Annotated in this window: 13 protein-coding genes; 2 read left to right on the top strand and 11 right to left on the bottom strand. The window is 42.0% G+C overall.

Translation table 11 applies throughout. The annotated features are described in order from the left end of the window. Positions 1-204: 204 nt before the first annotated feature. Positions 205-1575: a PepSY-associated TM helix domain-containing protein gene (locus QT716_RS12000; protein ID WP_317936303.1), complete on the top strand. Its 1371-nt coding sequence runs from the start codon at positions 205-207 to the stop codon at positions 1573-1575. A 71-nt stretch (positions 1576-1646) separates the two neighbouring features. Here QT716_RS12000 and QT716_RS11995 read toward each other — a convergent pair whose 3' ends face one another. The 11 genes from QT716_RS11995 to QT716_RS11945 all read right to left on the bottom strand — a co-directional run bounded on the left by QT716_RS11995 (position 1647) and on the right by QT716_RS11945 (position 12371). After that, the gene (locus QT716_RS11995; protein WP_317936302.1) at positions 1647-2660 is read right to left on the bottom strand and encodes an NADP-dependent oxidoreductase; all 1014 of its coding nucleotides are present in this window, start codon (positions 2658-2660) and stop codon (positions 1647-1649) included. 159 nt (positions 2661-2819) lie between these two features. After that, positions 2820-3521 (bottom strand): gamma-glutamyl-gamma-aminobutyrate hydrolase family protein, encoded by a 702-nt coding sequence (locus QT716_RS11990; RefSeq protein ID WP_317936301.1) that lies wholly within the window; start codon positions 3519-3521, stop codon positions 2820-2822. Positions 3522-3550: 29 nt separating this feature from the next. Next, complete coding sequence (locus QT716_RS11985; protein ID WP_317936300.1) at positions 3551-4369, bottom strand: M55 family metallopeptidase; 819 nt, start codon at positions 4367-4369, stop codon at positions 3551-3553. Between the two features lie 10 nt (positions 4370-4379). Beyond that, positions 4380-5357: a winged-helix domain-containing protein gene (locus QT716_RS11980; protein ID WP_317936299.1), complete on the bottom strand. Its 978-nt coding sequence runs from the start codon at positions 5355-5357 to the stop codon at positions 4380-4382. A 1-nt stretch (position 5358) separates the two neighbouring features. Then, positions 5359-6339 (bottom strand): ABC transporter ATP-binding protein, encoded by a 981-nt coding sequence (locus QT716_RS11975; RefSeq protein ID WP_317936298.1) that lies wholly within the window; start codon positions 6337-6339, stop codon positions 5359-5361. Beyond that, the gene (locus tag QT716_RS11970; RefSeq protein WP_317936297.1) at positions 6305-7318 is read right to left on the bottom strand and encodes an ABC transporter ATP-binding protein; all 1014 of its coding nucleotides are present in this window, start codon (positions 7316-7318) and stop codon (positions 6305-6307) included. The genes QT716_RS11975 and QT716_RS11970 overlap by 35 nt, the downstream gene beginning before the upstream one ends. 25 nt (positions 7319-7343) lie before the next feature. Continuing rightward, the gene (locus QT716_RS11965; RefSeq protein ID WP_317936382.1) at positions 7344-8192 is read right to left on the bottom strand and encodes an ABC transporter permease subunit; all 849 of its coding nucleotides are present in this window, start codon (positions 8190-8192) and stop codon (positions 7344-7346) included. Between the two features lie 68 nt (positions 8193-8260). Next, a complete protein-coding gene (gene gsiC / locus QT716_RS11960; RefSeq protein ID WP_317936296.1) occupies positions 8261-9181 on the bottom strand; it encodes a glutathione ABC transporter permease GsiC in 921 nt (306 codons plus the stop codon). A 63-nt stretch (positions 9182-9244) separates the two neighbouring features. After that, positions 9245-10840: a glutathione ABC transporter substrate-binding protein gene (locus QT716_RS11955; RefSeq protein WP_317936295.1), complete on the bottom strand. Its 1596-nt coding sequence runs from the start codon at positions 10838-10840 to the stop codon at positions 9245-9247. A 28-nt stretch (positions 10841-10868) separates the two neighbouring features. Then, positions 10869-11894 carry an asparaginase gene (locus QT716_RS11950; RefSeq protein WP_317936294.1) on the bottom strand — a complete coding sequence of 342 codons (1026 nt, stop codon included), beginning with the start codon at positions 11892-11894 and terminating at the stop codon, positions 10869-10871. Between the two features lie 219 nt (positions 11895-12113). Continuing rightward, entirely contained in the window at positions 12114-12371 is a 258-nt protein-coding gene (locus QT716_RS11945) for a PepSY domain-containing protein (RefSeq protein ID WP_317936293.1), read from the bottom strand. Between the two features lie 345 nt (positions 12372-12716). Here QT716_RS11945 and QT716_RS11940 point away from each other — a divergent pair, with 345 nt between their 5' ends. Beyond that, the gene (locus tag QT716_RS11940) at positions 12717-14927 is read left to right on the top strand and encodes an EAL domain-containing protein (protein WP_317936292.1); all 2211 of its coding nucleotides are present in this window, start codon (positions 12717-12719) and stop codon (positions 14925-14927) included. Positions 14928-14954 lie beyond the last annotated feature (27 nt).

Genomic DNA, 14954 nt, shown 5'->3' with positions numbered 1-14954 from the left:
AAAATAATATTAAAAAGGTTATTTCAATTCATTCACAGTTCACACTTTCATGGTTTAATTACGAAAGCTTTCAATCAATCGAACTTATTTTGGTTTTATCCATTTTTTTATAGTCAGTCTGTAATTATAAGAAAATATTGATCCAAAATGAGATTGATTTCGTTAGCTTTAAAATGATAACTGACCACACGAGGAGGGAATGCAATGAAAAAAGGTACATACAATCGATTTTGGAGATGGCATTTCTTCGGCGCCTTGTTCATGGCCCCACTGCTGATCACGCTCACATTGAGCGGAATTGGGTTTTTATTTTACAACAACGTTGAAAACATCGCGTACAAAGATCTTTTCTTCGGCAACAGCGAAGAGACCTACCAATTGACCATTGACGAAGGAATTTCACTAGTCAAGCATGAGAATGAAGGATTTGAAGTTTCTAAGATTATGATTATGAATGAGCCCTACAATACGAGGCTTACTCTAAAGTCCGATTCGGGTGAAGAGAAATATGTATTTCTCGATGAACACAACGAAATTGTTGGTTCTCAAAATCCAAAATATACGTACGCCAATATTATGAGAAACATTCATAGTTCGCTCTTTGTCGGTGGAACTGTCGTGAATTACTTAGTTGAATTAGCTGCATGCTGGGCAATCTTTTTATTATTTTCCGGTCTTTATATGACATTCAAAAGTCGTGCGCTAAAGAAACCGAAGAAATCGACACGTCGCCTTAAGTTTAAACGGATGCATGCGTATATCGGAACGATCATTACGATTCCAATGATTATTCTCATTTTCACGGGGCTTCCTTGGTCCGCGTTCATGGGGAACTTCATCTATACTGCGTCACAAGATCATCCGTCAATCGGGACGCCGCTGCTTCAACAGCAGCCGCCGACTTCTGATATGAGTGAGATCCCTTGGGCAACTCGTAAAGAAGAAGCACCTGAGTCTGAAAAGCCAGACCCGCATGCGAATCACGGTGGGAATGGTAAAATGCCTGGAATGGATATGGGGAATAACGGAATTCTTGTTGAGAAGTTGATGTGGAAAGTGCGGGATGAAAAGATTTCAAAGCCGTATTCAATCGTCTACCCATTTTCTGAAGACGGTGTGTTCACTGTATCGAAAGGCAGTAACACTGGTGTGACTGGATTAGATGTAAGTCCTGCTGCAGAAATGACTTCTTATTTCGATCAATACAGCGGCGATCTGATCTCTAAGGTGGGGTATGACGAGTATGGAATTTTGGCGAAGTGGTTCACGTGGGGAATTCCACTGCACGAGGGTCATTTGTTTGGCTGGCCGAACAAAATTATTAACTTAGTCATCTGCCTCGCGTTCTTGTTCCTGATTTTTTATGGATTCAAAATGTGGTTGTCAAGAAAACGAAAAGGTGATCTTTCAGCACCACCTAAAACAACAAGCAGCATTTCTATTGGTTTTGTTGTATTAATGGTAATTTTAGGCGTCATCATGCCACTTTTCGGAATTTCGTTGTTGTTTGTACTGGCGATAGAAGGTGTCTTGTATTTGGTCAATAAAGGTAAAAACTCTTCAAGCATAAATTAATCACGGGTACTATTGCTACACGAAAAGAGGAAGCCTCTCCACACGGAGTCGGCTCCCTCTTTTTTCATTCGTCATTCAGATACTTTAACGACCTGTTTCCCAAAACTTTTACTCTCGAATAGGTCGATGAAGGCTTGAGGGCTGTTTTCCAGTCCTTCGACGATGTTTTCTTTGTATTTTAACTTTCCTTCTTGAATCCATTTTGCCATTTGTTCGATGGCTTCATCGTTTTTGTCTTCGTAATCATAGACGACGAATCCTTTGATCATGGCACTTTTCGTGACAAGCTGGTTCAAGAAGCGGGGTCCTTGGTCTGGATTTTCTTCATTGTATTGAGAAGTTTGACCACTAACAACGACGCGTGCGTGATAATTGATTAACTGCAGTGCAGCGTCAGTAATTTCACCGCCCACATTGTCAAAGTAAATGTCGATTCCATCTGGACACACTTTCTCAAGTGCAGCTTTCATGTCTTTTGTCGTTTTGTAATTAATGGCTTCGTCGAATCCAAGTTCTTCTGTCAAATACCGGTTCTTTTCATCCGAACCCGCGATTCCAACTACACGGCAGCCTTTGATTTTAGCAATTTGGCCAGCATTCATACCCACCGCACCAGAAGCTCCGGAAACGACTACTGTTTCTCCTTTTTCAGGCGGTGCAATTTCTGTAAGTCCGAAATAAGCGACTAATCCAGGGACACCAAGAACGCCAAGGTAAGCAGACGCTGGTGCGATGTCGATATCAATCTTCTTCGTAGCTTCTCCATTCGAAACGGAGTAGTCTTGCCACCCCAATCGTTCGAAAACCGCATCCCCTTTTTCAAAGTTCTTGTTTTTGGATTCAATCACTTTACCGACAGATCGTCCGGTCAGCACTTCATGCAGTCCGAATGGAGACGTATAAGATTCTTTGTCTTTCATCATATTACGCATTCCCGGATCTACAGATAAAAAAAGTGTTTGAATTAGGATTTCGCCATCTTTCAATTCAGGCACATCCGCTCCGACTAATTCAAAATCACTCGTTTGAGGCTTCCCTTCAGGACGATTCGCTAATTGGATTTGTCTATTTTTCAATGATGTCATTTATAAGGATCTCCTTTGTGATACTTAAGTATAGTGAATGCACCTATATAGGTATACCCTTCGCGTCTCTAAATAAATCACACCAAAATAAAACACCTGTGAGTACGCGATCTCACGGGTGCCTTTTCAACTATATTTGCTACTCATACTTCGAACAAGTTATCTACACGCATCCACAAATGCCGCGAACAAGTTTTTAGACGGTGGATCTCCAGCGCACGCCGTGTCTTCCGGATGCCATTGAACGCCTAGTGCAAACGTGTGAACTTCACTCATAATTGCCTCAATAACGCCATCACTCGATGTGCCGCATACTGCAACATGATCTCCTATGGCTTTAACAGCTTGGTGATGAAAGGAATTCACTAAAATGTCAGATGAACCTAGGATAGCAGCAAGCTTTGAACCCTTTCCTAACTGAACACGATGGGATAAGTGATCTCTTCTCGCTACTTGTGCATGCTGCAAAACGTTTCTATCAAACTGAGCATAGATATCTTGATACATCGTCCCGCCTTGGGCAACATTCAACACTTGATGACCACGGCAAATCCCAAAAACCGGTTTGTCAGCTTTAAGGAACGCGCGGACTAATTCTAATTCGTTTACATCACGTCCTGGAAAGATTTCTCCAAGCTCATTGATTGGTTCTTCTCCATAGAATAACGGATTAATGTCAAAACCACCAGATAGCAATAGGCCGTCCAAACGTTCCACCAGCACATCCACATCGTTTTTAAAACCCAAAGCGAGCAACAGCGGAACACCTCCCGCTTCAGTAACCGATTGTACATAGGAATGATTGAGCATATATTGATAGTCGAAATCATGATGGCAGGTAATTCCTATTAATGGACTCATCCGCGCTCTCTCCTTCACCTTATGTTAGATTACTGGACTGAATTGGCGAGCATAATTGCTCCTCGAATGAGCCGATAGCAATGCAGCCAGTTTTCATTGGTAAAGCGGACTGTTACAGGATTACTTCTTTCATATAGCGGGACGATTTCCACAGCATCTGCAAAGCCCGTGTTCAAAAACTCGATTTCAACTGTATATGGACCATTCATATTGAAAGGTGTTTGACTGCCGATATCTTTCAATGACTCGGTCGTCTTTTGCTGAATCAGCGCGCATGATTCATTTGGACTTAAGTTCAATGCGGCTGTTCGGGATATCGACTCTTTTACTATCGCAGTCTTTATATCGGGCACTAACGCTCCCGCTTCCTCCGCCAGTAAATTGCAGCCTGATACAAACACGGTCGGCACATTAAAATGCCCAGCAACAAATGCATTCAGCCCAAATTCTCCCAATTCGATTCTATTAACCCGGACTGTCTGAATCACTCTACCGCTAAATGTATGATTGAGAATGCCGTTTGAACCCGCCCGTGTATGGTAACCTACGAACAGTGCTGCATCATAGTCTTCCGTTAACCCTTCTACCATCGCGAGCTTTTTCGGAGAACCCATCAACAATTTCGCTTTACTATGTAACTGATCCGGATAGATATTGCGCATAGTTCCGTGAGAATCATTGACCACAATTTCATCCGCACCCGCTTCAATCGCACCTCTTATACATGCGTTCACTTCTTCGGTCATCAGCTTACGAGCATAATCGTGCTCTTTCCCGTCGCGTATAGTATGCTCGGCATGGACGACACCCGCTACTCCTTCAATATCTGCTGAAATGTAAACCTTCATAATCCACCTCTTATTCTGTTACGACCTGAAAATGATCTAAGAACGCTTCCCCTTTTTCCGAAATTTTTGTTCCGCCTCTGCCAATACGCGCATGAATCAGCTGTTCTTCCTGCATAATTTCTAAGCGTAAACGCAATTGCTGGTCAGATAAGATAATCCCTTTATCGGCCAACTGTTCTTTGACTTTCGCTCTTCCCAGCATTTTGAATGATTCTTTTCCTTCTTTAAATATAGATAAGATCACCAGACTTTCATCTAGAAATCCGTGAGTGTCAATTTTGTGCTTCATGTCGGCAATTTCTTTTGTACTTAGTTTTTGGATAGATTCTTTTCTATGCACGCCAGCTGCCTTGTTCACTTGTGAAGTGTTCACTTCATCTTCTACAGGAATTGTTGCTTGATTCACAGCTACTGTGACTTGTGATTTAAAAAAGCGATTCATTAGCGTTGTTTCAGATATCGATGTCTCTAACTCAGACTCAATTTGTTTTATTGTTGAAAAGTCCAACGTCCGCGGACCGATGTCGATCACATTTTTGTAGGCAGCTGGCACCAATTCCATCTCACCTGGAGTAATAATCCAGTCCATATTTTCTGGTACTGGATGTAAAGGATCGTAAGTCTGATACTCGTGTTCATAATAAATACTGGATAATGATTCAGCTGTTTCGTCTGCATGTTCCATTGTGTCATTGATAATCAGGATACGTTGTCCGCCAGGCAGTGCAGATAGTTTTTTAGTTGCAGCAATATTTATTTCACGTTTTGCAATAATGATTGGACAAGAGCTTGGAATGAAAGAAGCAGTGATTCCTCTAAGGATTTCCTTAGAAAGCAGCACAAAGTCTCCTTCTCCAACCGTTTCTACGGTCAATTGCTGCAGTGTAATCGGACACACCTCTGTCTTGTCACCAAAAATATCAAATAGTTGATAGGCGACGATGTCTAAATATTCTTTTTGAATCGAGATGATATGAAGTTTTTTCATGTTAAATAGTCTCTAGCTCCTCAGCATAATGACATGCTACATAATGACCAGGTTCGAGTTCACGAAACTCTGGGACTTGAATTTTACACGTTTCTTGCGCAAATGGACAGCGCGTATGGAACGTACAGCCAGACGGAGGATTCGCAGGACTTGGGATATCACCTTTTAAAATGATCCGCTCCCGTTTGACCGTTGGATCTGGAATTGGAACTGCGCTTAACAACGCTTTTGTATACGGATGCAACGGTTTACCAAATAATTCATCGCGTGTCGCCAGCTCGACCAAGCGTCCTAAATACATAACCCCTACCCGATCCGAAATATGTTCCACGACACTTAAATCGTGCGCAATGAAGACATAGGTCAATCCGAATTCTTCCTGCAAGTCCTTCATCAAATTTAACACTTGTGATTGAATCGAAACATCCAATGCGGACACTGGCTCATCTGCAATAATCAGCTTGGGATTCACCGCTAGTGCTCGAGCGATTCCGATACGCTGGCGCTGTCCTCCACTAAATTCATGAGGGTATCGATCTGCGTGGTATTTATTCAGACCCACCACTTCCAGAAGCTCCGTGACACGCTGATTACGATTTCCTTTGTTAAAATCGTGAACAATGAGAGGTTCTTCAAGGATTTCTTTAATAGTCAATCTCGGATTCAGTGATGCGTAAGGATCTTGAAAGACCATTTGAAATTCTTTTCGAAGCGGTCGAATTTGGTCGTCCGTCATATTGGTAATGTCTTTCCCTTCAAAAATCACTTTTCCTTCAGTAATATCAAGCAACTTCATGATCATTCTGCCAGTTGTGGACTTACCGCATCCACTTTCGCCTACAATACTCAATGTTTCACCTTTGTTCACGGTAAATGAAACACCGTCTACCGCTTTAACCACTTCCTTCTTTCTACTGAACAGTTTTGAAGGGATTGGAAAATGTTTTTTAACGTTCTGAACTTCCAACAAGGTTTGACTCATCCGTTGGCACCTCCTTATGCAGCCAGCAGCGTACAGAATGATTATCCGTTAACTTATCAAACGATGGTTCCTGTTCCCAGCAAACGTCCATCGCATGTGGACATCTCGGTGCAAATTTACATCCCATTGGCATATGTGCAGGAATCGGGACGTTACCCGGAATGGAAGAAAGCCGATCGACACGGTCTCCGATTTTAGGGATAGATTCCAGTAATCCTTGAGTATACGGGTGTTTTGGATTTGTAAAGATTGAGATAACATCGCTTTCTTCGACCGCTCTTCCGCCATACATGACGACGACCCGGTCACACATTTCAGCCACAACGCCGAGATCATGAGTAATGAGCAAGATTGCAGTATCTGTTGTCGTTGTTAAACTTTTCATCAGTTCCAGAATTTGCGCTTGAATCGTTACGTCAAGTGCTGTTGTTGGTTCATCGGCGATCAAAACTTTAGGGTTACATGCCATTGCCATAGCAATCATGACACGCTGTCTCATTCCCCCGGAAAGCTGATGGGGAAATTCAAAAACGATTTTTTCCGGACGTGAAATTCCAACTGCCGTCAGCATTTGAATAGAACGCTCCCGTGCCGCTTTTTTCGATACTTTCATATGCAGAATAATCGACTCTTCCAGCTGCCGGCCAATTTTATAAACCGGGTTTAGCGAAGTCATCGGCTCTTGAAAGATCATTGCGATTTCATTGCCGCGAATCTTCCTCATTTCCCGTTCACTAACTTTAGTTAAATCTCTGCCTTCGTATAGAATTTCACCGCCTGCAATTTTTCCTGGAGTATCTTTTAACAGTCTCATAACAGAAAGGGACGTCACACTTTTCCCGCTTCCTGACTCTCCTACAATTCCTAAAGTTTCTCCTTTACCAACTTCAAACGAGACACCGTCTACTGCTTTGACAACACCTGAATCACGCGTGAAGTGTGTCTGTAAATTTTTCACTTGAAGAACCTTCTCTTCCATTCTTGTTCCTCCTTTCATACGACTATTATTCTTTTATCTTCGGATCCAATGCATCCCGCAGTCCGTCACCAAGCAAGTTAAACGCGAGTACCGTAATAAAAATTGCGATTCCTGGAAAAATCGTTACGTGTGGAGCAATGTTTAAATAGTCACGTCCGCCACTCAACATCGCGCCCCATTCTGGAGACGGTGGCTGAGCACCCAAACCAAGGAAGCTCAAACTCGCAGCGGTTAAAATTGCAGAACCGATCCGCATCGTGAAATAGACAATGATACTTGAAACAGTACCAGGGAAAATATGTTTCCAAATAATCCGTTTCTTCCTTGTTCCAATTGATTTCGTTGCTTCAATATAAAGTGTAGATTTCACTGCGAGTGTCGAACTTCGAACAATCCGAGCAAACATCGGAACACTGAATATCGCCACTGCAATAATTACGTTTCCTAAACCGGGTCCAAGAATCGCGATAATTCCAATCGCCAGCAAGATTCCAGGGAATGCAAGCAGTACATCACAAATCCGCATAATGATCGAGTCAATGCGTTTGCCATAATAGCCTGCAACAATTCCGAGGAAAGTACCGCCAATTGCCCCAAGCAAAACAGATGTTAATCCTACGTAAAGAGAAATCTGCGTACCCGCAAGTACTCGGCTAAAGATATCCCGGCCATAAGCATCGGTTCCGGCCCAATGTTGTGCAGACGGGCCTGACAATACGTTTTCATAATCCGGCTCCGTAATATCGTATGGAGTGATGAAGGGTCCTATAAATGCGAGCAGAATCAAAGCAACGACGAAGAAAAATGCGACAAACGCCAGTTTTTGTTTCTTAAACTTCCTCCAAAACTCGGAAAACGGTGTCTTAGATGGAATGTTTTCTAAAGTTTGTTGATAATAAGCTTCCTTATTTGATAACTTGAGTTCAACCACAAAGCACCCTCCTATTCATAACGAATTTGCGGATTCAAGATTCCGTAGAGTAAGTCTACGACTAAGTTAATGATGATGAATTCCAAAGCAAAGATCAGCATCTCGGCTTGAATAACTGGATAATCGCGATAAGCAACGGAATCGATTAACAGCTTACCTAGTCCAGGCCAGCTAAATACAGATTCGATAACTACGGATCCGCCTAGCAAGAATCCAAACTGGAGACCCGTCATGGTAACAACAGGAATCATCGCGTTTCGCAATCCATGTCCCCAAGTAATTCTTCTTTCGTTCAAACCTTTAGAACGACCTGTTCGAATATAATCTTCTTTTAAAACGTCCATGAGTGAAGATCGAGTGAAACGAGCTACGACAGCTGCTACACCAGTCCCCAATGTGAATGCAGGTAAGATATAACTTTTCCACGAGTCCATCCCTCCGCTTGGCAGCCATCCGAGCGTGACTGCAAACAGTTGAATGAGCATGAGTCCTAACCAAAATGACGGCAATGACAATCCGGATACCGCTCCAAACATTCCCAAATAATCTTGCCATTTATTCCGTTTCGTTGCAGATACTACCCCGATAATCAGTCCCGCAACTACTGCCCAGGACATACTCCACACGGTCAGCCAAAACGTCGGCATGAAGCGCTCACCAATTTCATAGCTCACTTCCCGACCTGTCTTTAACGATTTACCCAAATCCCCTGTAACTAAGTTTTTCATATACGTGACATATTGCTCTACAATCGGTTTATCGAGCCCTAACTCTTTTCTAACCAGTTCAACGTCTTCAATCGTGGCGTCTTCCCCTGCAACAAGTCTCGCTGGATCTCCAGGTATCATATGTACAAAAAGGAAAATGAAAATGGAAACCAATATAAGGATCGGTATGATTTGCAGCAATCGTTTTCCGAGAAATCTTAACATTCATAAGCCCCCTTTAGATAAAGAAGGAGCGCTTTAAAATTCAGCGCTCCTGTTCCAATTCTTTTACTCAATTTCAGCTTCAGAAACACTTAACGAACCGTCAGGCAATAGGTAGACGCCTTTTAGGTAGTTTTTCTTTCCAGCCAATGTGTTGTCAGCCGATAAGAATACCCATGGTGCATCATCCCAAAGTAATTTTTGAACGTCTGCATATGCTTCTGCACGCTTATCTTCATCAGCAGTTTCCAGCCCTGCGCTGATTAGCTTGTTTGCTTCATCGTTATCGTAATAAGATACGTTATACGATTTAGGCGGGAACGCGTCTGCTCCGCCAAGTAATGGGCGAATTCCCCAGTCAGCGTCTCCAGTAGATGGTGACCATCCGCCGTAGTACAACTCAAGCTCTGCATCGTCCGCGTTTTGCACGGACCAGATTTTGTCTGACAATGTTCCAGCTTCCATAGGTACCACTTCTACTTCAATACCTACTGCTGCTAACTGCTGTTGCAGGAACTCCATAGCTTTTACTGTACTAGAACTATTTCCGCCCCATAGCTTTGCTTTCATGCCTTCTTTAACGCCGGCATCTTTCAACAGACCTTTTGCTTTTTCAAGATCGAATTCATAGAGCTCTTGCTGTGAGTAGAACTGCACGTCTGGTGCAATAACGGAATCCAGCTTTTCGCCTTCGCCGTTCATAACCACTTTGATGAATGCGTCTTTGTTGATCGCATAGTTTAATGCCTGACGTACTTTAACATCGTTGTATGGCTCTTTTAATGTATTCATCGCCATATAGCGAACAACAATAGATTTTTCACTTTCCACTTCAATCCCGTTCTTTCCATTTACACCTTCCACTTGCTCAGTTGGAACTGGGTAGATGAAGTCTGCTTCACCCGTTTGAAGCATCGCAATTCGTGAACCGTTTTCTGAAACAGGCTTAAACGTAATTGCATCCACTTTTGGATATCCTTTTTTCCAGTAGTCTTCGTTCTTCTCAATTTTCAACCCTTCACTTGGCTTCCACTCAACAAACTTGAATGGACCCGTTCCAACTGGATGTTTCGCAACATCGTCACCAGATTCTTCAAGGGATTTCGGGCTGTGAAGCAATGCCGCAGGATGTGCGAATGTATTGATCATTGCCCCAAATGGTTCAGACAATGTGAATTTCACTTCATAATCACTAACAACTTCAGTTTTTTCGATCAAGGCGAATAGGCTGTGACGCTTCAATCCACTTTCCGGATCAGCAAGACGGTCAAAGTTCGCTTTAACTGCCTCTGCGTTGAAGTCCGTACCATCATGGAATTTCACATCTTCACGAAGTTTAAATGTGAATTCTGTCGCTTCATCATTTGCCTCATATTCTTCAGCAAGTAATGGGATAACGTTCATGTCCTTATCGAATCCAACAAGTCCCTCCATCATAGTTCGTTGAGCAGAACCAGACAAAGTATCGTTCGTGTCATGCGGATCCATCGTTGTGAAGTTGTCTGCAACCGCGATGACTAGATCGTTCCCTTCCTTTGTTGCTTTCTTTCCATCGCTTTCTTTTTCTCCAGCTCCTTCTTTCGTGCCAGAATCGCTGCATCCCGCTAATACAAGCAGCAACACTAGTACAAAAGCGGACAACCAACCATACGTCTTTTTCATCTTCTTCTCCCCTTTTTGTTTGACTCGTTTATGATAAAATGCACGAAGCATTTTTCAACGTAAACATCGGTTGCAAGTACCCAATTTTCTCGTCACGCGCATTTTTCAAAGCAGGTTCATGGTAAGAAGATAACTGTTCCAACTGGTCATCTGTCAGCAAATCCAATTGCTTAAGAACTTCAACTGCGGCCGGATAAACTGCTCTGCCATTCCCGTCTTCAATCTTAATTGCAATGCCGTATCCTGATTCAAGATCACCTATACAATAAACACCTTCTGCACCGGCTTTCCCGAACATTCTTCCATCCATGACTTTCATGAAGTCCGTACAAAAACGTTCTGTTCCCCCAACCATTTCTGGAGCTTTCATCATTGAAGAAGTCACGCGTTCAATCGCTTGTTTCCGCTTTTCAGGGAAGTGCTCGGGTCTTGCCATTTTCGCAAAGCTGAGTGCTAAACGATCTAGGGGAATACCGTGAACAGGAACACCACATCCGTCAATTCCAATTTCAATTTCATCTACCGGAACTTCGGATAAGTCACTGATTACTTCCAGAATACGTTGCTGAACGGGATGATCGAGTTGGTAATAGTCCTCAGTCGATTCGTTCATATGTTTAGCAGTTGTCAACATCCCGCTATGCTTTCCAGAGCAATTGTTATACACCGGTGTAATGGGTGTATTTGTTTTAATAACGTTAATATAAGTTTCAGACCATCTTGGCGGATGCGTTCCACATTTTAGGTCATCCACTTCAAGTTCCAAACGTGTCAAAATATCTTTTACTCGAAGTGTATGCTGGTCCTCTCCATTGTGAGAAGCACAAGCTAGTGAAATATCTGCAGCTTGCATATTGTAATGATCAGCCGCACCCGTTTCAATAATTGGTATTGCTTGAAGCGGTTTCATGGAGGATCTAGCAAACGTATGACGATATGGATCTCCAGAACTGTAAACCAACTTCCCATTCGAATCGACTACCGCAATGTGTCCGGTATGTCCGCTTTCTATGTATCCACCTCGTACGGCATTCACTAATCGTTCAGCTGTCACACGACCACTCTCCCACTATTCTATATTTTCTAATACTTTACATCATGTTACATCTTGTTACAACAATATATTTCAAATAAACCTTAAAATAGTTCAATATTTAGTTTTATTAGGTTCTTTTAGGTTAAATAAATTACAAATTAGAATAAACGTGGTTATACACCAAAAAAGCCGACAGCAGGTAATTAAACCTGCCATCGGCTTTATAAACATTTACAGTCAATCCAGTTTCACTTTCAACACATTTCCTGTATTCGCGTCAATCTTCACTTCATACTTATGACCGTCACTTGTACGGATATCAATTTCATAGATCAGCATGCCATTATCATATTCCAGCTCCGCCTTCACCACTTGACCAGGGACTTGCTGCAGTGCAATCTGCATCGCCTGATCCATCGAGACTTTGCGGTACTGCGGGTTTTGCCAATGATTCGCCCAATACGGATTCGGTTCAGCCCAACTCTTATTCGTCAATCCATCTCCTCCAATTCCCGTTCTCTATGACAGTGTATGCCTAGATTGGGGATGTGTGCGTATCAAGTAAGTTTGCTTTAGATAATCCATTCTTCCATAAAGAGTTAGCAATATGCTTTTGCTCAATTCTTATAGAACTATATCAATGTAGGTATTAAGAGTAGATAACTTAATAGAGTATTATTAAATTATCCCTAATATTCGACATTTATTTCAAATTCATTCTAAAACTATTATCCTAGGTTTTAAAAATGTGGTAAAGTAATAGGGACAAATTATTGTACAGTTCTTCATTAATTTGTAAAATATTATTCACTTTACATAGAGGTTAGGAGGAGAAGAGCAATGTCAAATCCAACGTATATTATAGAGTCTAACAGAATGTGTGAACAAGCGGGGATGAACCCACATGAAATCTCCTCTCCGAAACACTATTTAAATGAGACAGAATTTGAGATTAAAAGAAAATCATATAATGAAATATTGTCAGTTGTCAGCTTTTTTTCGAACAAGTTACTGAACTCGTTAAAAGGAACACCGATTCTTGTCGTAGTTTCAGATGCAGAAGGCTATCTTCTTTCTATTGAAGGAGATGAAACGATCAAATCTACAAGTGATCAGTTCGGTATCAAACTGGGAGCCCAATTCACGCTGAAAGATACGGGTACGAATGTTGTGAGTCTGTCTTTGCAACAAATGCATCCCATCAGCATTATTGGGGAACAGCATTATCACTCATCACTTCATGAAATCGCCTGTTATGGCACCGCTTTTCATAATAAAGAAGAAAACGATCTACTCGGCAGTATTTCGATTATGATGCCCATATGGTTCCAAAACCCGCTGTACTTGTCGATGCTTGTTCAAGTCGTCGATTCCATCGAGCGGGAGTTGCTGTTGCGAAAACAAAATCGCAAGCTCAACATTATGAACCAAATCATGTTAAAACGAACACGGAACGGCATCGTGATTACCGATGAGCATGGGATTACTACAGAGTTCAATGAATTTGCTGAACGTATTTCAAACAATAGCAGGGAGTCTGTCATTGGCAGAAATATTTGCGAATCTCCTTTAACAGGTGATTATTTTAAACAAGTCTTGCGAGAAGGTAAGACTTTCAACAACGAAGAGCTTAAATTTAAAGACGCTGAGGGGAACCAACTCGTCTGTCTGTTCGATGCGCAGCCTATTTTTGAAAATGGAAAAATGGTTGGTGCGTTTGGTCAGTTCAGAGATATCACAAACCGGTACCAAATGCAGGAAGAATACAACTACCTCGCCTATCACGATGACTTAACGAATCTGCCGAATAGAAGATACATTAACAAGGAAATCGAAACGGTCATTCACCAAATCGATGAAGGACAAAAGCGTAAAATGGCGCTGTTATTTTTAGACTTGGACCGCTTCAAAATCATAAACGATAACTTTGGTCATTCCTATGGTGATGAGCTGCTTCATAAAGTGAGCGATCGTCTTGCAAGTTGTCTAGGTGAAAATGATACGCTCGCCCGTATGGGAGGAGATGAATTCATCTTCCTGCTTACCGATTTCGATTCTCCGGAATACGCTATCAAAAAAGCTGAAGAAATCCTCGAGTTGTTCCATCATCCGTTTGTTGTGAACAACAAAGAGCTGCATACTACTGCAAGTATCGGGGTTGCGGTTTATCCGGATTCGCCCCTTTCAATGGAAAAACTGCTTGTCTATGCGGATAACGCGATGTACCAAGCAAAGGTACAGGGGAAAAATCGTTTTGTCGTCCATACGAGTGAACTGTCAGATGAAATGATTGCCGAATCGGTGTTGGAAATGGAATTGCGGCATGCGATTGAGCACAACGAATTCGTCCTACATTATCAACCTCAAATTCATAATGTTTCTGGTAAATTGATTGGTTTTGAGGCGTTAATTCGCTGGCAGCATCCTCGATTGGGCTTGCTTGCTCCAGGACATTTCATTAAACTAGCAGAAGAGAATGGATTGATCACCCAGATTGGGGAATGGGTGGTCAATGAAGCTTGTTTACAAAACAAAAAGTGGCAAGACGCAGGAATGACGCCAGTCAAAATGTCAGTGAACTTGTCGACACAACAATTTTTAACACGTAATCTGATCTCGTTTGTCGAAGAGGTTTTGGAACGTACTGGACTTGACCCTAAATACTTAGTTGTTGAAATCACAGAAAATATGGCGATGGAATACAACTATTCGATTCTCGTATTGAAACAGCTGAAAGAGCTTGGTGTCGGCATAAGTATTGATGATTTTGGCACAGGATACAGTTCGTTAAATTACTTAAAGAATTTCCCGATTGACTACATTAAAATCGATAAGTCATTCGTCAGTGAATTAATGAAGAGTGAAAATGATGCAATTATTGTGGTTGCAATCATTACACTTGCACACAATCTAGATTTGGATGTCATTGCTGAAGGCGTAGAAACAGAAGAGCAACTAGACTTCTTGAAAAGTCATAACTGCGATATTACACAAGGATTTTTGTTCAGTAAGCCGTTACCAGCTGCTGAAATAGAGAATGTCTACTTGTAACATCATTTGGGGTAGGGAGAGAGTTTG

The organism is Sporosarcina aquimarina, from assembly GCF_033253705.1.
Classification (GTDB): domain Bacteria; phylum Bacillota; class Bacilli; order Bacillales_A; family Planococcaceae; genus Sporosarcina; species Sporosarcina aquimarina.
The sequence above is the reverse complement of the archived record's forward strand: the minus strand, read 5'-3'. Positions and strand labels throughout refer to the sequence as shown.

Coding starts and splice junctions, on each gene's coding strand:
- QT716_RS12000 (WP_317936303.1), top strand. CDS start 205: ATGAAAAAAGGTACATACAATCGATTTTGGAGATGGCATTTCTTCGGC.
- QT716_RS11995 (WP_317936302.1), bottom strand. CDS start 2,660: ATGACATCATTGAAAAATAGACAAATCCAATTAGCGAATCGTCCTGAA.
- QT716_RS11990 (WP_317936301.1), bottom strand. CDS start 3,521: ATGAGTCCATTAATAGGAATTACCTGCCATCATGATTTCGACTATCAA.
- QT716_RS11985 (WP_317936300.1), bottom strand. CDS start 4,369: ATGAAGGTTTACATTTCAGCAGATATTGAAGGAGTAGCGGGTGTCGTC.
- QT716_RS11980 (WP_317936299.1), bottom strand. CDS start 5,357: ATGAAAAAACTTCATATCATCTCGATTCAAAAAGAATATTTAGACATC.
- QT716_RS11975 (WP_317936298.1), bottom strand. CDS start 6,339: ATGAGTCAAACCTTGTTGGAAGTTCAGAACGTTAAAAAACATTTTCCA.
- QT716_RS11970 (WP_317936297.1), bottom strand. CDS start 7,318: ATGGAAGAGAAGGTTCTTCAAGTGAAAAATTTACAGACACACTTCACG.
- gsiC (WP_317936296.1), bottom strand. CDS start 9,181: ATGTTAAGATTTCTCGGAAAACGATTGCTGCAAATCATACCGATCCTT.
- QT716_RS11955 (WP_317936295.1), bottom strand. CDS start 10,840: ATGAAAAAGACGTATGGTTGGTTGTCCGCTTTTGTACTAGTGTTGCTG.
- QT716_RS11940 (WP_317936292.1), top strand. CDS start 12,717: ATGTCAAATCCAACGTATATTATAGAGTCTAACAGAATGTGTGAACAA.